Here is an 18,284-nt window from a genome sequence, read left to right as displayed (position 1 = left end):
TGCGAACGAAGTGAGGCATTACGAAATAGCCTCTGATCGTCGGTGCTCTTATAGAAGTCGCCCAGCCAAAGCTCGCGCAGATATATTTTACTATAATCAAAGCAGTTTGCATAAGGTGGAGAAGTAATAACACATGCTATTTGCTCAAGGCCATCATAAGCAGATTCATTGAGGCAGCTGGCGATATTAAACTCGGGAATTTTTTGTAGTGGATGCTGTTGCAGATCAGCACAATAATTTTCTAACAGTCCAACCATAGAAGATTTTACCTGCTTGATTAGGTTGGGCGTATCATAACCAACTCGCATTTTCATCTTAACACCGTTGCCAGCTTTTCGGTGTGTAGAATAAGATTCAATAATTGATAAAAATGCCAGAAAAAATAAGCTTTGAAAGTTTTTATTGGCAATATTTAATATGTAATATTTCACGCGCAGTAATGCAGAAAGACAATCTTCTTCAAAGTAGCTAATAACAGTGTCGTTCGAAGGGGGGGTGTGTTCTGTTTTTAAGGGCGCTTTAAGAAAATCCTCCATCTGTTTTCTAAATTTTTTTATTTCGCTTTCCGTAAGATTCAAGGCTTTTACATTTGCAACAAAAATTGCCATTGCACTAACATCAAAGCCTTTGGCGACTAGACCGCATTCTGCTGCAACAATTGAGGTTGTTCCAACACCAGAAAACGGGTCAAACACAATCCCAGATTTATTCTTGAGGTGTTGATTTAAAAATCCTCTAACAAAAGATGGAGAAAAACCTTCTTTGTAAGGAAACCAGCGGTGACGTGGTGCGGTCATTGACTCATTAAAATTTATTGGAGAATTATAGGTAACATCGCGATTAATATTTTTTATCTGAATGGAGCTTTCAATCAGGCGATATTCTTCCATGAGGCAACGATAAGAATCTATTCTATCACTTTTTTGAGTTTGTTTAAGGGCTGCTCGCATAATGTATATATGTATGACGTTAGGTGGCTTGTGAAATCATATCTGGAATGTAGCGCGACGCAACAATTCAATACCGAGCCGCATAATTATTATATACATGCTTCTGCCAGAATTCACTTTTTCTATAGGTGTGCTTGATATATAAAAGACGAACCAACTGCGCGTTGGCGGGGCGTTGAAACCCTTAACTCTGAGCGGTCTTGTGTGAACCGCAATCGCACTCCTCGACTATGGTCGGGGAGGCGCAAGTGCATGTCCAAGGTGAAAGCCTAAAGATTTGCGCGACCTCTCTCAGAGTAGGTTTTCAAACTCCCCGATCACCAGTCCTTATGGGGAGTTGCGTCATGCACTTTGTTTTTCCTAAGCTTTTTAATTCAGTTTCCGATTTCCAGAAATTTTTAATTCCGTTCATTATTATTTTTTGCGTTTTCTTTTTTATTTTAGGCAATCTGCCTTCTGGTGGCCGTTATACAATAGCGTTCATATGCACGGTTATTTCGGCTAACGCACTTTTCAAACCATCAAAATCTATCCAATTATGGCATCAGCATGTTGCGCTTTCCCTACTCTTGTGTTCCCCGTTCTTGATTTTCACCAAGCAGGATGATGACGCGTCGTTAACCGCAGTAGTTGCGGAGGACATGAAGCCTTGGGACATTGATGCGGAGAAAGACCTCACCAAGGCCGAAAAAGAAATGATGAAGAAGGCCGTGCAAAGGGTTTTGCATGACGAATCTAACTGCAAAGGTGTGAGCTATGGTGACCGCAGTGTAAATCAAAAAGGCTTGTATTATGTGGCCTGTGTTTCGAAGCAGGATAATGCTTTGGTGCCACTTTTTAACGTCTGGTTTTCAGCTAAGGATATTGAGCAGGATAAGCCGCTGGTGGCTCCTCTACCCGTAGATGAGGCAGCAGCACGGAAAGCTTGCTTGAAGGAAATAAAGGCAAGAGTGGTGCACCCATCGACCATTGAGTTTCACAGCATCACGGGCTATGGCACCATCGTTCATAGCAACGGCAATAGAACGATTGTTCAAAACTTCACGGCTAAAAACTTGATGAACCTACAACTCAAATATGAAGCCCGCTGCATCATCACCCCTAAGGGCGGCATGGAAGTGAAGATTACGGAAATTGAATAGTTCAGCGATACTTTCAGACATGAAGAAAATTATGCACGCGCAGTGCCATACCTTGTGTGGGTGACATGTTGAAAGATTGTGATCCGGTATATATCCGGTGTGTGTTAAGATGCGGTAATTGCAATTATACTCCGTTTTGGCCGGATTAACCGGAATAAATGACGCGTACGCGCTAAGTATCCGGTCAATCCGGTGAACTCGGTAAAACACTGCAATTAATATATTTTAGAATTTTCAATCCGGTAAAAAAGCGGTGGAAGTTTAAACTTAAAACGGTGGTTGAACTGGTAACGCGATCCAATGTTCTTCATCAGTCCATTCGACTTTAAAGCAGTTCTTGTTCCAGTTTGCGCGTGCTTCACCTAATGCAGGAACAATCCATCCGGAAGGTCGCCTGTTGCGTTCTTGTAGGCAACCCATGGCCTTAAGAAATGCAGCAGCCCTTCGGGCTGAGCACTTCGCGGCCTCAGCAAAAGCAATGGTGCTTACAATAACTTGTTGCCCTGCTTGTTGCCCGACGATTTCTCCAACCGATAGATAGTCTAGCCATAATTTTTCTGCACCTTGCAATGATTCAGCACGTTGATTATTAAGCGCAGAATTCGAAGGAACATTTTGTCGGGGATGCCAACCGTCGAGTTTAAGGTTAAGTAGGAAGTAAAGCATCGCTTCTGCCCCTCCGTGCGTCATGTTGTAATGAATATCGTTAAACCAGGCCGTATCGCCATGTTTTGCTGTTGAGACCTCGAAAACAGCGAACCGCCGTTCATCGAACGACGCTGGCACCACCCACGTGGCATTGGACGCCATCATCACGTGCAAGTGGTTGCGTGCCTGCACCACATCACGCCCTTTGCCTTCAATAGCAAGTGAAGGCTCAGTGAGCATTCCTTTCAAAACTGCTTCCGCATCTTTATCGCTTGGTGCGATCGCTTCATCAGCAAACAAAAGAACGCAATCTCGCAAATGACTGTTAAACCTACCTACGATGTGTTTTGAAGAAAAAATTTGTAAGCCATGCTGTCCGAAAAGTATCTTCAACCATCGGCAGAATGTTCCTTTCCCCGTACCCTTGCCCCCACGAAAAACGAGCGCCACTTCTGCGTGATCCGCAGGGTTCTGCACAGCCCAAGCGGCCCAACGCATAATATACTGAAACGAAGCGCGATCCTCTTTTGCTAAAACGTACCATACGTGGCGCAGTAACGGCATCCACGATCCATTTTTGGGTTCGTATTGAAACCCCCGCCACAAATTATAGATATTTGAAGGAGCTTCTTGCGCTGGAAGGAATTCGATTTGGTCATATTGCCGACGCTTCGGATGCTCGAGCCAAAACTTGCCAAGCCGAATTTGCCTTTGTTCGTCTCTATCTTGAATCGTTACGTGTTGATTCATAAACCTATTGTTAAAATCGGCAAAGGACTGCATGACCATTACGTCGCGCATTTGGCCTTTTTCGAAAGCTCGCCGCTCAAAGAATACGACGCGGCATTTTCCGCCTTCGCTACCAACAACCAAATAATCTTTATTCAGTTCTTGCAGTTTTGTTTCTGCGTCTACTGATGTTGCAGGTTCTTTTGCTACTTGGGCGGTTCGTTTTGCTTTTACTTTTGATCCGTATAGCCATTTATGAAGTGTAGCTTCCAATTCTGTGATACTTAAAAGTTCACACAGTTTTGGAAGGCCAGTGACTTCTTCACCTGCTTCCAATTTACGGAACGTGCTTTCTGCGTTCGCTCGCGTTGAAGAATCTTCATCACCTGCTTTCTCAGTTAAATATAATATCAAATTGTTCACCTCTACATAATGCATGCCTGTGCGCAGAAGTGTTCCAGCAAGAGCCAAGCAGATCGAGTTCCTGTCGCCCGCTTGCCGTGGATACATTTTGAGCGCTACCCCCAAAAATGCAGTAATGCTTGCGGCATCAACAATTTCAGCCCATGAGACTCGCGGAATATCGTTAGGTAATAAACCAACCCACGTAAGGCTTTCACCGCTGGGATGTATCGACGGTGGCACCATAGTTTGAGCGCCGCTTGACCGCACCTCCAGCACCATTCGAGTCTCGTGAGTTAATCCGATGATTTTTGCTTCTGATTCCGACAATTGAAATTGAACGGTTTTCTCGCAGTCATCGCAAATAACGAGCCTATGTCCAATTGGTTTAGATGCGCGACCAAATGCTGGAAGATGAGAAAAAGTTGCGCCTTCCATGATCGCCGCTTCTGCCAAATCAAAGTCTAAATCCACTAACCCGCCGCTACGTTGACCAAGTGCAATACCAATATTGCTTACTGCTGAAAAATGATTAACCAGCGTGTCGCTTGTGACGTGCTCTTTTCCCCACTTTCCTTGAGGCAATTTAGATTGGGTCTTCAACGGCACGATAGACCAACCACGATTGATATAAGCGTTTGCTGCACTGTAGAGTTCATCGCGATAGCTTTTATCCACGGGGCACCTCTGCTGTATTTGCTTTGGTGCGCGAGAGCATGAATTCATCTAGATTTGATTTTTTGTAACGGACTGCATGGGCCAGTTTTGTAAACTTGGGGCCGTCACCATAAGTCCGCCAGTTTTCTAGAAGTTCTGGGCTAATGCCAAGATATGTTGCTGCAGCTTTAGTGCATATATACTCGTTGGCTATCTTTGCTTCGTGGGTAGTTAAGACTTTAATTAAACGTAAAAATAAAGCCTCGATTTTTTGAATGTCGTTTTCGTTTGCCATAGCGTATGCCTCCTTGTTGTTGCTATGGCTATTTCTAATAATTACATTTTCCTTCTGGAGGTAAGGGATTGTCGTGCGAATTTTTCTGCAATTTAAATCCCCGAAATGGGATTAGAGAAGTTTTGCAACTTCGACGATCATGTCGTCTGGTCGGTATCCTCTAAGTCTCAACAAAGCTTTGTTTTTAATATCTTCGGCTGTTTTTGTGTTTTTGCCATACGCTCTCATCTTTTCCTGAATTTCGGCTATCCAGATATTGAGAGGAAGATTTAGGTCGCGTGCATCTTTTCTCCCTTTTGGTATTTGCCCAGTTTTTTCGCGCCAATAATCGAGAAGATGCGCAGTTAAAGCTTTTTCCGCATCTTTCCTTCTTCGGTCATGATTAGCTTCCTTGCATAAGAACTCATATTCATTATGCCAAGCCAACGCTGCATCGAGTTTGAGAGCTATCTTGTTCGCTCGATGGTATTCTGAAGAATCTGGTGGGAGGAGACTTTCAGCGGATGGCAATTCAGAAGATGCAAGTAATTCTGTTGGCAAATATGATCTTTCTATGTCGTTCAACCCCATCCATAATTTGCGAAGCTGTGCGATTTTCAGAAATATCCGTTTGATTTTATGGCGTGGTATTTTTTCAGCCCATCGAATGTTATGACCCTCATGTTTCAAGGTGCTGACGAATACTTGCCACGACTCTTCAATGAGTTTTTGAGTTATAGCTGGTGGTGTTACTTGTTTTGGTTTTGTAGGCATGAGGTAGCTTTTTGCTGGCGTGGTAAAGATGGAAATCAGCCTAACGCCTTGGCCAGTTTTTTCATGGCAAATATTTTGTTTATTTTCTAAATGTTATAAAAAAGCCCCTTCTAACGAGCTGAAGGGGCTTAGATTAACATTGAAATCTTAACGTTCAGATTGCTCAGATTGTAGGACTTTCTTCAATGGTTTCCTTTAATGACCAAAGAATTTTGGCAGCTTCAAATAACTTCTTGTTGCCCGCGTCACCAGCTGCAAGATGGATAAATTCAGCTGTGTGGTACACATGCCAAATAAAGTCTTTTGCCAGTTCTTCGGGGTCATAACTTTTAGGTAAAATCATCGCTTGGCATAAGCAAAGAGCTTGCAAGACGATGAAGTCATTGCCGTTGTATTTTTCTCCATCGCCATCGTAAATCCATTTAAAAGCACGGCGTAGTTGTTCGTGAAGTAAATCCCAATGCGGCTCTGGATAAGTCTCTTCTTCGTTTAGTTCTTCTTGTTCTGACATGTGCGCTCCTGTTGTTGGGTTGATAATTTCTTACCCATAACCTCAGGACTAATTTTTTTCATTCCTACACTGTCCTAAGCTGTCTTTTTCACACATTTTCAAATGCAGCTTTAAATAATCCGCCACTTTCTGCTGCTGCACGCGCAGATATTCAAAGTCCTGACGGATATAGCCAGCCGTAACGCTGCCCTTGGCGGGGCGGTGGTTCGTAAGCACATCAATATCGTAAGGTGATAGGCCTGCATTGTTTGCAGCAGTAGTATATGTATCACGCAAGCGGTGAGGTGAGGGTAGGCCTTGCCGTTGTTCTTTGGGTTCTTGAACAGGAATTAATTTGTTTCCCTTGCGACTGAAGGTTGGAAATACCCATGGGCAGTTATCACCGAACAATATCCGGTTCTGCCGTTCTCGGCGTTCAAGAATTTCAAGGCAGATGTCGGGCAATGGAATAGTAAACGCTCGATCTTCGCCGCCCTTCGGTTTGGGGCGATGAAGGCTGGCTTTGGTGAGGTCAATATCTTCCCACCGGATACTTGCAGCATCACGGCGGCGAATGCCCGTGAAAAGCACAAACAACTGATAGTCCCGGCGTACTGGATTTTTGATCTTCTTGGTCAGGTTAAACCAAGCAGGCAATTTATCTGCTGGAATAGGTTCTTGACGTCTGCGTTCTTTGAACCAATGCACAGCGATGATGGGGCATGGTGGTAAGTGCTCATATTCCTTCATAGCGGTGTTGTATATTGCCCTGAAGTTTTGCATGGCACGGTTGGCTACAACATGCCCATGCTTTTCGCCAATCAGCGTATGGCGTTCTCTCACCTCGCTACGGCTGATTTTATCAATGGGTCTATCCCACCAATCCTTGAGGTAGTTATCCATCGTGAATTGATAGTTATTAAGTGTGCCCTCCGCAGCATCTTTTCTTTTCAAAAGGTCTTTATGTATTTGATAGCAGGAAAGAAGCGTTATGTTCGTCATAAGCTTGGCTGTTTGAATTTCAACAGGGTCTTGTCCTGAATCCATAGATGCAAGAATTTTGCGAGCTTCTTTTCGCGCTTCGTCGGTTGTCCAAGTGCCATGACGTCCAATGTTAACTCGGCGGCTTTTTCCTCGGATATCTTTTTGAGCGATGTAGGATTTAGATTGGCGGCTTACAAGCAACCCGAAGCCTTTTAATTCTGTGTCGAAGTACAGTTTCTGCCCGTTTTCAGTGAGCGGCATGCGCTCAACTTCAGTTTTTGTAAGCTTCATAAGAGGCATTTGGTCAGCCGAAATAGGGTTTCAAGTAAGGTCGAACCATATTTTCAAAGAGACAAAAGACAACCAAATTCGATGCTAAAAGAAGGGTTTAGGACAATGTAGGAGAGTGTAGAACCTTACTATGGCCTTACTCAAAAATTCGTCATAAAGCTGCCCGTTTAGTAAGGTCATAGTAAGGTCGCTGTGTAGAATGTGTTAGGAGCCTTTAGAAAAGCTTTTGCAATTTCTCCAGTGTTTATTGATAAATTCAGTGTTGAATGGTGCTCCTTAGGAAAACGTAGTAGGACTCTTCTTGGTTTCCTAAACTGTAGGTCGCAGGTTCAAATCCCGCCGGTCTCACCATTTTTCAAGAAGGGTGCCATGAAACAACATTCACCTGAATATGAAACGCTCGCCAAATTGCGCGCCAAAAAGCACAAGCATCTAAAAATTGAAAGCGAAAAGCAAACCATGGGTAGCCGCGTGGCTGATGCTGTGGTAGCCGTGGTGGGTTCATGGCGTTTTATAATTATTCAATCTGTATTGCTTGGGTTGTGGCTATGCGCCAACATTTTCGGTTGGGTAACTCCATGGGATCCTTACCCGTTTATTTTGCTAAATCTGATGTTGTCATTTCAAGCGGCCTATACTGCGCCAATTATTATGATGGCACAGAACCGTGAAGCCGAAATTGATCGCATGAAGGTGCAACTGGACTATGATGTGAATTTGAAAGCAGAGCTGGAAATCGAGTTATTGCATGAAAAAATTGATATGATGCGCGAACAGGAAATCGCCCGCCTGACCAAGCTGGTAGAAGAATTAAGCGAAGCGCTAGCTAAAACGAACGCTAAAACAAAGCAATAAATAAGGCATTTCAACTTGAATAAAACTGCTCTATAACCACGGCCGGAAGGTTGGCATGGACGAGTAGCGCCCCGCCAATCCGGCCAGATCCGAAAGGAAGCACCCGTAACGAGATGCATCGGGTCATGTTCAACCTTCCACTTGATTTTTTCTACGCCATTCGATCTGCGCAATCGCGCAACCGCTCGGGCGTTTTTTCTGGGTTGTCTTTATGCTAGTCACCATCTGGGTAACAGAACATCCTTATTCACAGCGCGTTGGCATGTCGCTGAAAATGGGTTTCAAGGATGATGGCTTAATTGCAACGCCGCTTGATATTTCAGAGGAAAAAATAAATGCAACGGATGTGCATATAGGTTATGGCATTTTGCGCGGTATGGGCGATGTATATCGCCATGTCGAAAAAGTTGGCAAACATTGGTTTAATATTGATTTGGGTTATTTCGATCCAGGGCATTTTGATGGTCAGTACCGCATCGCGTATAAAAACACGCAAAGTCTGTTTGATGCAAAAATCCAATCAGACAAATGCCCGGAAATTTCACCATGGAAAAATGGTGGTAGCGTCGCATTGATTTGTCCGCCAACTAAACATACCGCTGCATTTTTCAATCTGGAAGATGCATCATGGATAACCCATGCAGAAAATCACGCAAAACAATTGGGGTTAATCCCCATAATACGGCGCAAGGATGCAACTGAAAAACTGGATGATGCGTTTGCTACAGCAGGCGCGGTTATCACATTCAATTCATCGGTTGCGTGGAAAGCATTGCAACTGGGCATCCCTGCATTCAGTGATACGCGTCATAGCACCGTGGGTTCATGGCATGGAATGTGTAATAGTATTGATGCGTTAAAAAAACTGAACCGTGAAAGCCTGTTTCGTTTTATGTACGCAAATCAACTATCCCTGGTTGATATTCAGCAGGGTAAACTTTTACCAATATTAAAACGTACCCTTGGATAGCCTGAACACCAACAATTAAGCCATTTTTTATGCTATAAAGAATCCCTTTATTCATGTGCCGCGCATCCCTATTCTAAAAAATTATGAGTATGCTTTTTGCCGAAATGACCGAAGAAGATAAAGATGCGCCAGCCGCATATCGGGTACTTGCGCGCAAATACCGCCCCACCAATTTTGATGAATTAATCGGGCAAGATATTTTGGTGCGCACCCTAACCAATGCCATAGAAAGCGGACGACTGGCGCAGGCCTATATGCTGACGGGTGTGCGCGGTGTTGGCAAAACAACAACTGCACGTATCATCGCGCGCTCCCTTAATTGCATTGGCGCAGATGGTAAGGGCGGCCCCACCATTAAGCCCTGCGGTGTGTGTGCCAATTGCGAAGCGATAACGCAAGATCGCCATGTTGACGTATTGGAAATGGACGCTGCATCACGCACCGGCGTTGATGACATCCGTGATATTATTGACGGGGTGCGTTATGGACCCGTGAGCGCGCGGTATAAAGTTTATATTATCGATGAAGTCCACATGTTGTCGAAAAACGCATTTAATGCGTTGCTCAAGACATTAGAAGAACCGCCCCCGCATACCAAATTCATCTTTGCTACCACTGAAATCCGCAAGGTTCCTGTAACAGTTCTTTCCCGCTGCCAGCGCTTTGATTTGCGCCGTGTAGATGCTGTCATTTTGCAGGAACATTTTAAACGCGTGAGCCACGCCGAAAAAATGGAAGCGGAAGATGAAGCCGTTGCGCTTATTGCCAGAGCAGCGGATGGCTCGGTTCGTGATGGATTGAGCTTGTTGGATCAAGCGATAGCGCGCGCGCAAAGTAACACCGTTTCGGCAGATGATGTGCGCACCATGTTAGGGCTTGCCGATCGTGCAAAGCTCATTACTCTATTTGAAGCATTGCACACTGGTTCACCGGTAAATGCATTGGATATTGCAGGGGAACTTCGCGCACTTGGCGCAGACCCGCTTGTTATCTTGCATGACCTTGCCGATATTGCACACACCTTAACCCGTGCAAAAATCTCTCCGCAATTGGCGCAAGGCCAGGCATTGCCGGAACTGGAACGCAATCTTGCTGCAACGCTAGGCGCAAAGCTGGGCATGCCCGCACTCACCCGCACATGGCAGATGTTGCTTAAGGGTATGAGCGAAGTGCAGCAAGCGCCTGATAGTCATCAAGCGCTGGAAATGGTGCTTATTCGCTTAAGCTATGCCGCCGATTTACCACCGCCCGGTGATTTGATTAAGAAGATTCAGGAAACAGGTACCAGTGAATACGCCGCCCCGCGGCCAAATGGTAATGGCAACGGCAACGGGAATGGCGCACATACACGTAGCCAAGGCAATCTTGCGGTTGCGGCGTCAAGCCCCCAGCCAATGGCAGTGCGTGCACAAGCAGCGCCGCACATACAAAGTGCAGTGGCCTATTCACCCATGCCAGAAAACTTTGAAGCGCTGGTCAATTTGTTTGAAGAAAAAAAAGAAATTACATTGTTCAGTCATCTTTATTCCGAAGTGCATGTGGTGAATTTTGCGCCAAGCATGCTGGAAATCCGCGTGACCGACCGCGCGCCACAAAATCTGGCCGGAAAAGTATCGCAATTTTTAACCGAATGGACTGGCAAACGCTGGATGGTCACCCTATCTGCTGAGCAAGGCCAGCCGACCTTAAGCGAAACGGTAAAGCAGCATAAGGCTAGCCGCATGCAGAATGCTGAAAACCATCCCTTGGTTAAAGCGGTGCTGGGCAGCTTTCCGGATGCGAAGCTGACGGCGCTTCGCACCAAGGTAAAGGAAGTCGAAGTGGTCGACGCACAAGCCGGCAAAGAAGAACTGGCTGAAATCAGTTTTGATGATGAAGAATAAGAAACACGTAAACAGGAACATAAAATGAAGAACATCGGTAATATGATGCGCCAAGCGCAAGAAATGCAAACGCGCCTTGCCAATATGCAGAATGATTTGGCAGCAGCGGAATTGCACGGGGCTTCTGGCGGCGGATTGGTATCCGTCACATTGAATGGCAGAGGCGAAGCGAAGAAAATCACCCTTGATCCAAAGGTCGTTGATCCTGCCGATATCGGCATGCTGGAAGATTTGATTGTGGCGGCCTATAACGATGCGCGCAAAAAAATCGAACAGCATGTGGAATCCGAAACGCAAAAGATTATGGGCGGCATGGCATTGCCGCCTGGTTTCAAACTACCGTTCTCTTGATATCTAAATGTTTGGCACGGATAATCCGCTTCAACGTCTTATTGCATTGCTGGCAAAGCTGCCGGGTCTTGGCCCGCGTTCGGCGCGCCGCGTTGCGCTAAGTTTAATGAAGAAGCCGGAGACATTGTTAAAGCCACTGGCCGAAGCGATGCTGGAAACAGCGCGCACCATGCGCCAATGCGATGCGTGCGGGAATCTTGATACGCAAAATCCATGCGCCGTATGTCAAGATACGCGCCGCGATCGTTCGATGGTGTGTGTGGTTGAAGATGTCAGTGATTTATGGGCGATGGAACGCAGCGGTATCTACAAAGGGCTATATCATATTCTCGGCGGAACACTCTCCGCACTCGATGGTGTTGGCCCCGATCAACTTCGCATTGCTGGATTGTTGCAACGCGTGGCATCTTCACGCAGCACAGAGCAACCGGTGCGCGAAGTCATCCTTGCGCTCAACGCAACGCTGGAAGGACAAACGACCGCACATGTGGTTGCCGAACAATTGGAAAGCACGGGCGTATCCTTGACGCGTCTTGCCCATGGCCTGCCGATCGGCGGGGAACTTGATTATCTCGATGACGGTACGCTCATCGCCGCATTTCATGCCCGCGCCAAAGCGGGCTAAAAGCCTTGCCATAGCTCTTTTGATGCGCATTTCGGGCAAAAATAATCCTCAACCAGTTGGTCAACTAACGTGCTGCTGAGTTAACCCATTTTTAACCCTAAAAACCTTGTTGCTCTGCAAAATAAGGCATAAGCTTTCTCTCATAACCCACATGGAGATGATGTTTATATATGCCTTTATTCTTTCATTCAGGCCTTGTTAAACATTTTGTAAGCATCATTGCTAGTAATACTACGAATGTCGTGCCCCTAAAGGTTAGGGGCTCGTTTGGTTTAACGTGCCCCGCAGATAAGGGCTAAACCGTGGACAAAGCCGAGATGCATAGTGCCGCAGTGGCAACCACAGAACAGGGATCCAAAGGATCGCAGGGTAGCGATTACTTTGACACGATTTCGTTCTCTATCTTGGTTAACGCCCGTGGCCGTGTCTGCATGCTGTATAACAAGCCCTTTAACGCCATCCCGGTATGGGTTAAGTACCTGACAAAGCAAAGAAAATTGCACTTAATCTTCGATAATGGCATGGAATACACCATCAGCTACATTATGGATGACAAATATAATAAGCTTTTCCTTAACCTAACCAAGCTGTTTATCGTCCGTTTTGAGGACATGAAACCAATTGAGGGCTTTGACACGAACGTTATTAAGGAATAATATACCAGTTAGGTAGGATATTAGGTGTATCCAATATATGGAGAAAGAAATGCTCGATTCAGGTCCATTACGCGGTAAAGCACTCGAAGCAGAGTTTGGTTCATTCTTGAGTCCAGCTGTTGTTGGATCGCTAGATCTCGGTAATGCAAATCGTGATTTGAATATCGATGTTAATCCAACTGCATTGCAAATGGCAGGCGTATTGACCGCAGCAATTCGTCCGGACGCTGGATTGGCAGCAAATTCAACTTCTTCGAGAGCGCCAAAATATACCGGTCTGCACTCCTAAGACGAGTTTCAATATTTAAACAAAGCCGCCTAGAAAATTTCTCAAACAGATTTCAGGCGGCTTTTTTATTGTCTTTTTTATTCTCGATCACAAAACTTTTTAAAACAAAGTTTCAACTGGAGAAATCTAAACAATCATTTTTGCAGGATGAATTGCGTCAAGCATCATCTTACTAAATCACTCTTTTCAACCTATGGGAGTGTTTCACGTGAAACATTTTTGATAAGCGTTTGAATTACAACTGTATTTCAAAAATCGCTTATTCTGCTTTTGAAAGTGGTAATTCCACGATAAACAGCGCGCCTTTTACTGTACTGTTTTCATCTTTGATATTTTGCGCGGTGATTGTTCCTTGATGCGCTTCGACGATTTGTTTGGCGATGCTTAAGCCCAAACCGGAATGCTTGCCGAATGCTTCATGCTCGGGGCGTTCCGAATAAAAACGTTCGAATACTGCTTCCAGTTTATTTTCTGGCATGCCCGGGCCGTCATCGGCAACAGTGATGCGTGCCATGCCGCGTTCTGTTGTCAAGCCGACATGCACGGTGCCATTGACGGGCGAGAACGATAACGCATTGCCGATTAAATTCTGGAACACCTGCACCAACCGTGTTTCTGCGCCATGGATGGTTGCATGGATATCTTTGCCTGTTTCAAACACCACTTTGGGTTTTGGCGTATCATCAATTGGTTCATACAACGCAACGACCATTTCCAGCATGCGTTCCAGCGCAATCGGTTTGGTTTTGGCACGGCTCAGTTCTGCTTCAATACGTGATGCTTGTGAAATATCGGTAATCAACCGGTCAAGACGTTGTACGTCATCAGCAATCACCAGCATTAATTTTTGCTGGCGTTCAGGGTCTTTGATTTTAAGCGCCGTTTCAACAGCGGAGTGTAGCGATGTCAGCGGATTCTTAATTTCATGCGCAACATCAGCCGCAAAGTTTTCGGTTGCATGCAACCGTTCGCCAAGTGCTTTCACCATTGCGCGCAGGGCAATTGATAAATCACCGATTTCATCGTCGCGGCTGCTGAAATCGGGAAGGGTAGATTGCAGTTTTAACGCGCCCATTTGCGTGCTTTGACCAGATTTTAGAACTTCAGCGGCAGATGATAATTGCTGCAATGGTTTTGCAATCGCTCTGGCAAGATAAAGCGATAATAGAATAGTGAGCACAAGCGTGAGGGAGAACAGCCTTACAATATCAATACGCACACCCATTACCGCTTGTTCAATTTTCACCCCCGCACGGCTGAGGAACACGGCGCCCAGCACACCCTTATAACGCTGCACGGGTACGGCAACGCCCAGCAGGATATGCCCATTGGGCATCAACCAGACTTCGCCGTCTTCATCACCATCCAGCGCATGTTCAACAATCATGTAGTCTTCGGAAGATGGGTCGGTTTCTTCCTTATAGGCTGCGTATTTTTTTGACCATGAGTTTAAACGAAACCATGCAATCGCATTTTCAAGATATTCCGATAAATGGTGATTGGTTGATGTGCCGGGTGGGGGAAGGATTTCACTTTGCACCATGTGGTTGTGACCTGGCATATGCTGCGAGTCACTAAACAGCGTACCGCGTATATCATAAAGGCGTGTACGTGTTTCGGTGGTTTCCATCAAGCGGCGCAGCATGGATTGCGCCAGTTCCGGCGATAGCAAATCACGCTCGTCTTCACTGCTGATTACCGCGCCTTCACCCAAAGCGGCAGCAAATTGCCGTGCTTCTTTGGTCATGCTGTCCAGTTCGTTCTGAACCAGGCGATTTTGATAACCGTCAAAATACAGAATGCTAACCACCAGCAAAATCAGTGGCATCGCATTTACAGCAAGGATACGTGCGGTAAGGGGTGAAAGCCTTGAGAACATGGGTGAAGTTTTACAGGTCAATCACCCATTACTCAAGCTGCATCATTACTCTTTGTAACGGTAGCCCACACCGTAGAGCGTTTCGATGTGTGAGAATTCTGGGTCAACTTCCTTGAATTTTTTACGCAGGCGTTTCACGTGGCTGTCTATTGTACGGTCATCCACGTAAATGGATTCGCCATACGCACTATCCAGAAGTTGATCGCGGTTTTTTACATGACCAGGGCGAACAGCAAGTGCTTTCACCAGCAAGAATTCGGTTACGGTCAGGTTAACCGGCTTACCTTTCCATGTGCAGCTATGGCGTGAACCATCAAGCACCAGTTCCCCGCGCACAATCACATTCGCTGCATCGGGCGTATCATCGCCGCTGCTATTCGCAACATTGCGGCGCAGCAGGGCGCGAATACGTTCAATGAGCAGGCGCTGTGAAAAAGGTTTGCGGATATAGTCATCCGCGCCCATGCGAAGGCCCATTAATTCATCAACCTCTTCATCTTTCGAGGTAAGGAAAATAACCGGCATGTTGGTATTTTGGCGTAGCTTGGTCAGGAGCTCCATTCCGTTCAGCCGTGGCATCTTGATATCAAGGACAGCTAAATCAACCGGCTTATCGCGAAGGCCTCTAAACGCTTCATCACCATCGGCGAAGGTACGCACATCAAAACCTTCCGCTTCCAATGCCATGGAAACAGAGGTCAGAATGTTACGGTCATCATCAACAAGGGCGATTGTCTGGCGCATAGTTCATTAACTCCTAGGTAAGGTTGTTATACCAGCAAATGTGGCAGCGCTATAGGGCGTAAAAAAGAAGGAATTGCGCCTAAAATAAGATGCGTTGCACTTCAATGCCTTAAGCATCTAACACCCTGATAATACATCAAATTTTACGCATAATATCGAACTCTTTAAGCATAGCCCGCGATAATCATCGCTATGTTACGTTTATCTTTATGCATTTTTTATGTCGTATTTTTCCTGTGTTCCGCACCGCTTCGTGCTGAACCGTCGGTCGTACCCGCACCGTTTGTTGCGCCGCTGATGCAATGGGTTGCGGTGCGCATGAGTGTTCCGGTCACCTCGCTGCCAACGGTTTACATCAGCCGCGAGCGCATGATTGCCAAAATCGGCGATCCCATGCGCCAATCTGCCTTGGCACGCGCATTATATGTGCCGAATGAAGTCGTAATTGACGATGAATTCTGGGATGCCAGCGATACACGTACCGTCAGCTTCCTGGTGCATGAACTGGTACATCATGCGCAACTAGTTAGCGGTCGTTCTTACAGTTGCCATAAGGCTAAAGAATGGGAAGCCTATAAGCTGCAAAATATGTGGCTTGCCGAACATGGACTGCCACCCGCCGTTGAAGACAAATGGATTGCACGCATGGCAGATTGCAATTTGCCAACCATTATTCAACGCCTGCACTAATCAGGCAACTGTACTTAAAAACCGTTGTTCCGTTCCCTGCAACACAAGACACGTCAGATGTCCGGTAGCATATGCGCCCGTATCAATCCCGATACGGTTGATACGCATTTCCGGTTTCAAGCGGATGCTATGACCATGCACAACCATGACGTCCAGCAATTTATCGGAGGATAAAAACGGTTCGCGCATCCACATGTAATGATGCGGGTCTTGTTGTTCCAGCGGCCGGTCAGGATGAATGCCTGCATGAACAAATAAATAATCACCAAAGTGTGCGGTATAGGGCAGGGTTTCGAGGAATGTCTTATGCGTAGGCGGTAGTTTTTCTTCGAACAGTTTTCTTAAATGAAATAGCTCGTCAAAATCCTGCGTCGCCGATTGGATAGGAATGCCATAGCTGCGAAGGGTTTGCAGTCCACCATAATGAAACCAGCCGGGCGCGACGCTATGATCTTTAAACAGGCGCAATACAATATCTTCATGATTGCCGCGAATGCACTGGAATTTCAAACGCCCGTAACTTCCGCGGGTGAGAATTTCAATCACATCCTTGCTGTTAGGGCCGCGGTCAACATAATCGCCAAGAAAAACCACGACACTTTCGCCGCGATAGCCCAGGTGGTCAGCTTCAATCATGCGCAGCATCTTTTCAAGCAAATCTGCACGTCCATGAATATCCCCAACCGCGTAAATCCGCAGGTTTTTGGGAATAGAGGGCGTAAATAGCGTGTCAGTCTCAAGGGGTTGCATCACGCCAAACTAAACATCATTGTGAAAACGTGCAACCTCATGCTATCTCATTAGTGATGCAAGAAAAAACAGAAACATTTACCGACACGATTCAAGGTTTTCATCTCGTTAAAAGTGGCATTCGCGGGCGCGTTGTGCGCCTTGGGCCAGAGTTGTCAAAAATCATTAACCGTCATGGATATCCTGCGGAAGTAGCCGCGCTGCTTGCTGAAACGCTTGCGCTTACGGCGGTGCTTGCATTTGCGCTCAAATACGAAGGCATGTTCACGCTGCAAACCAAAGGCGATGGCCCAGTGAGCATCATTGTTGCTGATTTAGGACGTGATGGAGCAATGCGCGGCTACGCGCAATATGATGCAGAGAAATTGAAATACGCCGGTGTGCGCAGCGCATTGTTGCTGGGCAAAGGGCATCTTGCGTTTACGGTTGATCCGGGTAATGGCGGTCAGCGTTATCAGGGTATCGTTGATTTAATTGGCCGCGATATGGCGGCATGCGTTCAAAATTATTTCCGCCAATCCGAACAGCTCGATACCGCATTCCGTATTCACACGGCGCAGGATAAAGATGGCGGTTGGAACGCTGCCGCCATCATGTTGCAACGGATCCCTGACGGGGGTGGATATGCTGCCAATAATAATGAGGAAGGCGGTGCGCCTGCATCAATCGAGCGGGCAGAAGATTGGAACCGAAGCAATATTTTGCTTGGTACAACCACTGATCCCGAGATGCTGGATTCTGCACTACCATTGCCACAATTGCTGAATAGATTATTCCACGAAGAAGGGCTGGAATGCGGGGATACATATACCCTCAAAGACCAGTGCCGGTGTTCACGCCAGCGCGTTGCGATGGTGTTAAGCACCTTGCCATCCGCCGAATTGCAGGACATGATGGTCGAAGACAAGGTAGAAGTGACTTGCGAATTCTGTAGTTCAAGCTATGAATTTGACAAAGAACAGCTAACAAAACTTGCCGCTGGCCCAGGTGTAAAAAACTAGGGCGTTAAGAATAAGGTATCAAATTTCTAAAGAGGTTCTCTCATGAAGAATTCGGTTCAAAAATCATCGCTGGTGGTTGCTGTCGTTTCTGTGCTTGCCCTTGCCGGATGTGCGGGCAGTGCGCCAACTGAATTCGCTATTCCAGCGGGAGCACTAGAAGCCAAAGAAATTCCGATGGATAATTTTTCCCGTACAACGCTTGCATCGCGCGTGTTTGATGTAGTGAACCAAGATACATCATCTGAAACCA

At 46.1% G+C, this 18,284-nt stretch carries 20 protein-coding genes; 11 read left to right on the top strand and 9 right to left on the bottom strand.

Translation table 11 applies throughout. The features are described 5' to 3' along the window. Window positions 1-890, bottom strand: an 890-nt coding sequence (locus tag SFW65_05660; GenBank protein MDX1922594.1) for a hypothetical protein, incomplete at its 3' end; no start/stop codon positions are given. Between the two features lie 404 nt (window positions 891-1,294). Between SFW65_05660 and SFW65_05655 the strand changes: the two genes are divergently transcribed. Further along, window positions 1,295-2,092, top strand: a complete 798-nt coding sequence (locus SFW65_05655) for a hypothetical protein (protein MDX1922593.1) — start codon at window positions 1,295-1,297, stop codon at window positions 2,090-2,092. Window positions 2,093-2,359: 267 nt separating this feature from the next. Here SFW65_05655 and SFW65_05650 read toward each other — a convergent pair whose 3' ends face one another. The 5 genes from SFW65_05650 to SFW65_05630 form a co-directional block, all read right to left on the bottom strand. Continuing rightward, entirely contained in the window at window positions 2,360-4,549 is a 2,190-nt protein-coding gene (locus tag SFW65_05650) for a bifunctional DNA primase/polymerase (protein ID MDX1922592.1), read from the bottom strand. Beyond that, on the bottom strand, window positions 4,542-4,823 hold the full coding sequence (locus tag SFW65_05645) for a DNA-binding protein (protein MDX1922591.1): 282 nt from the start codon (window positions 4,821-4,823) through the stop codon (window positions 4,542-4,544). Before SFW65_05645 ends, SFW65_05650 begins: the two co-directional genes overlap by 8 nt. Before the next feature lie 111 nt (window positions 4,824-4,934). Further along, a complete protein-coding gene (locus SFW65_05640; GenBank protein ID MDX1922590.1) occupies window positions 4,935-5,576 on the bottom strand; it encodes a hypothetical protein in 642 nt (213 codons plus the stop codon). Between the two features lie 163 nt (window positions 5,577-5,739). Then, window positions 5,740-6,087 (bottom strand): hypothetical protein, encoded by a 348-nt coding sequence (locus SFW65_05635; protein MDX1922589.1) that lies wholly within the window; start codon window positions 6,085-6,087, stop codon window positions 5,740-5,742. 48 nt (window positions 6,088-6,135) lie between these two features. Next, window positions 6,136-7,341, bottom strand: coding sequence for an integrase family protein (locus tag SFW65_05630; GenBank protein ID MDX1922588.1), 1,206 nt, complete (start codon window positions 7,339-7,341; stop codon window positions 6,136-6,138). 459 nt (window positions 7,342-7,800) lie between these two features. Here SFW65_05630 and SFW65_05625 point away from each other — a divergent pair, with 459 nt between their 5' ends. The 7 genes from SFW65_05625 to SFW65_05595 all read left to right on the top strand — a co-directional run bounded on the left by SFW65_05625 (window position 7,801) and on the right by SFW65_05595 (window position 12,970). Beyond that, complete coding sequence (locus SFW65_05625; protein MDX1922587.1) at window positions 7,801-8,196, top strand: DUF1003 domain-containing protein; 396 nt, start codon at window positions 7,801-7,803, stop codon at window positions 8,194-8,196. A gap of 211 nt (window positions 8,197-8,407) precedes the next feature. Continuing rightward, complete coding sequence (locus tag SFW65_05620; GenBank protein ID MDX1922586.1) at window positions 8,408-9,166, top strand: hypothetical protein; 759 nt, start codon at window positions 8,408-8,410, stop codon at window positions 9,164-9,166. Between the two features lie 89 nt (window positions 9,167-9,255). Continuing rightward, window positions 9,256-11,049, top strand: a complete 1,794-nt coding sequence (locus SFW65_05615; protein MDX1922585.1) for a DNA polymerase III subunit gamma/tau — start codon at window positions 9,256-9,258, stop codon at window positions 11,047-11,049. Between the two features lie 24 nt (window positions 11,050-11,073). Next, complete coding sequence (locus tag SFW65_05610; protein ID MDX1922584.1) at window positions 11,074-11,400, top strand: YbaB/EbfC family nucleoid-associated protein; 327 nt, start codon at window positions 11,074-11,076, stop codon at window positions 11,398-11,400. A gap of 7 nt (window positions 11,401-11,407) precedes the next feature. After that, window positions 11,408-12,025 carry a recombination mediator RecR gene (gene recR / locus SFW65_05605; protein MDX1922583.1) on the top strand — a complete coding sequence of 206 codons (618 nt, stop codon included), beginning with the start codon at window positions 11,408-11,410 and terminating at the stop codon, window positions 12,023-12,025. A 302-nt stretch (window positions 12,026-12,327) separates the two neighbouring features. Next, on the top strand, window positions 12,328-12,681 hold the full coding sequence (locus SFW65_05600) for a hypothetical protein (GenBank protein MDX1922582.1): 354 nt from the start codon (window positions 12,328-12,330) through the stop codon (window positions 12,679-12,681). A gap of 49 nt (window positions 12,682-12,730) precedes the next feature. After that, window positions 12,731-12,970 carry a hypothetical protein gene (locus SFW65_05595; GenBank protein MDX1922581.1) on the top strand — a complete coding sequence of 80 codons (240 nt, stop codon included), beginning with the start codon at window positions 12,731-12,733 and terminating at the stop codon, window positions 12,968-12,970. 259 nt (window positions 12,971-13,229) lie between these two features. Here the strand turns inward: SFW65_05595 and SFW65_05590 are convergent, their stop codons facing one another. Both SFW65_05590 and SFW65_05585 read right to left on the bottom strand, forming a co-directional pair. After that, entirely contained in the window at window positions 13,230-14,849 is a 1,620-nt protein-coding gene (locus SFW65_05590; protein ID MDX1922580.1) for a stimulus-sensing domain-containing protein, read from the bottom strand. A gap of 45 nt (window positions 14,850-14,894) precedes the next feature. Further along, window positions 14,895-15,593: a response regulator transcription factor gene (locus SFW65_05585; GenBank protein MDX1922579.1), complete on the bottom strand. Its 699-nt coding sequence runs from the start codon at window positions 15,591-15,593 to the stop codon at window positions 14,895-14,897. 192 nt (window positions 15,594-15,785) lie between these two features. Here SFW65_05585 and SFW65_05580 point away from each other — a divergent pair, with 192 nt between their 5' ends. Beyond that, the gene (locus tag SFW65_05580; protein ID MDX1922578.1) at window positions 15,786-16,283 is read left to right on the top strand and encodes a DUF6647 family protein; all 498 of its coding nucleotides are present in this window, start codon (window positions 15,786-15,788) and stop codon (window positions 16,281-16,283) included. Here the strand turns inward: SFW65_05580 and SFW65_05575 are convergent, their stop codons facing one another. Further along, window positions 16,284-17,033 carry a metallophosphoesterase family protein gene (locus tag SFW65_05575; GenBank protein ID MDX1922577.1) on the bottom strand — a complete coding sequence of 250 codons (750 nt, stop codon included), beginning with the start codon at window positions 17,031-17,033 and terminating at the stop codon, window positions 16,284-16,286. 56 nt (window positions 17,034-17,089) lie between these two features. Between SFW65_05575 and SFW65_05570 the strand changes: the two genes are divergently transcribed. After that, the gene (locus tag SFW65_05570; protein MDX1922576.1) at window positions 17,090-18,034 is read left to right on the top strand and encodes an Hsp33 family molecular chaperone HslO; all 945 of its coding nucleotides are present in this window, start codon (window positions 17,090-17,092) and stop codon (window positions 18,032-18,034) included. Between the two features lie 42 nt (window positions 18,035-18,076). Beyond that, window positions 18,077-18,284: hypothetical protein (locus tag SFW65_05565; protein ID MDX1922575.1), on the top strand; the 208-nt coding region annotated here is incomplete at its 3' end.

Source organism: Alphaproteobacteria bacterium (assembly GCA_033762625.1).
Classification (GTDB): domain Bacteria; phylum Pseudomonadota; class Alphaproteobacteria; order UBA9219; family RGZA01; genus RGZA01.
Note: the sequence above shows the minus strand (reverse complement) of the source record. Positions and strands in the feature narration are given on the sequence as shown.

Excerpts from the sequence above, each read along its gene's own strand:
- SFW65_05635 (MDX1922589.1), bottom strand. The coding sequence starts at position 6,087 with ATGTCAGAACAAGAAGAACTAAACGAAGAAGAGACTTATCCAGAGCCG.
- SFW65_05645 (MDX1922591.1), bottom strand. The coding sequence starts at position 4,823 with ATGGCAAACGAAAACGACATTCAAAAAATCGAGGCTTTATTTTTACGT.
- SFW65_05630 (MDX1922588.1), bottom strand. The coding sequence starts at position 7,341 with ATGAAGCTTACAAAAACTGAAGTTGAGCGCATGCCGCTCACTGAAAAC.
- SFW65_05590 (MDX1922580.1), bottom strand. The coding sequence starts at position 14,849 with ATGTTCTCAAGGCTTTCACCCCTTACCGCACGTATCCTTGCTGTAAAT.
- SFW65_05615 (MDX1922585.1), top strand. The coding sequence starts at position 9,256 with ATGCTTTTTGCCGAAATGACCGAAGAAGATAAAGATGCGCCAGCCGCA.
- SFW65_05655 (MDX1922593.1), top strand. The coding sequence starts at position 1,295 with ATGCACTTTGTTTTTCCTAAGCTTTTTAATTCAGTTTCCGATTTCCAG.
- SFW65_05595 (MDX1922581.1), top strand. The coding sequence starts at position 12,731 with ATGCTCGATTCAGGTCCATTACGCGGTAAAGCACTCGAAGCAGAGTTT.
- SFW65_05570 (MDX1922576.1), top strand. The coding sequence starts at position 17,090 with ATGCAAGAAAAAACAGAAACATTTACCGACACGATTCAAGGTTTTCAT.
- SFW65_05640 (MDX1922590.1), bottom strand. The coding sequence starts at position 5,576 with ATGCCTACAAAACCAAAACAAGTAACACCACCAGCTATAACTCAAAAA.
- SFW65_05585 (MDX1922579.1), bottom strand. The coding sequence starts at position 15,593 with ATGCGCCAGACAATCGCCCTTGTTGATGATGACCGTAACATTCTGACC.
- SFW65_05610 (MDX1922584.1), top strand. The coding sequence starts at position 11,074 with ATGAAGAACATCGGTAATATGATGCGCCAAGCGCAAGAAATGCAAACG.
- recR (MDX1922583.1), top strand. The coding sequence starts at position 11,408 with ATGTTTGGCACGGATAATCCGCTTCAACGTCTTATTGCATTGCTGGCA.
- SFW65_05580 (MDX1922578.1), top strand. The coding sequence starts at position 15,786 with ATGTTACGTTTATCTTTATGCATTTTTTATGTCGTATTTTTCCTGTGT.
- SFW65_05625 (MDX1922587.1), top strand. The coding sequence starts at position 7,801 with ATGGGTAGCCGCGTGGCTGATGCTGTGGTAGCCGTGGTGGGTTCATGG.
- SFW65_05620 (MDX1922586.1), top strand. The coding sequence starts at position 8,408 with ATGCTAGTCACCATCTGGGTAACAGAACATCCTTATTCACAGCGCGTT.
- SFW65_05575 (MDX1922577.1), bottom strand. The coding sequence starts at position 17,033 with ATGCAACCCCTTGAGACTGACACGCTATTTACGCCCTCTATTCCCAAA.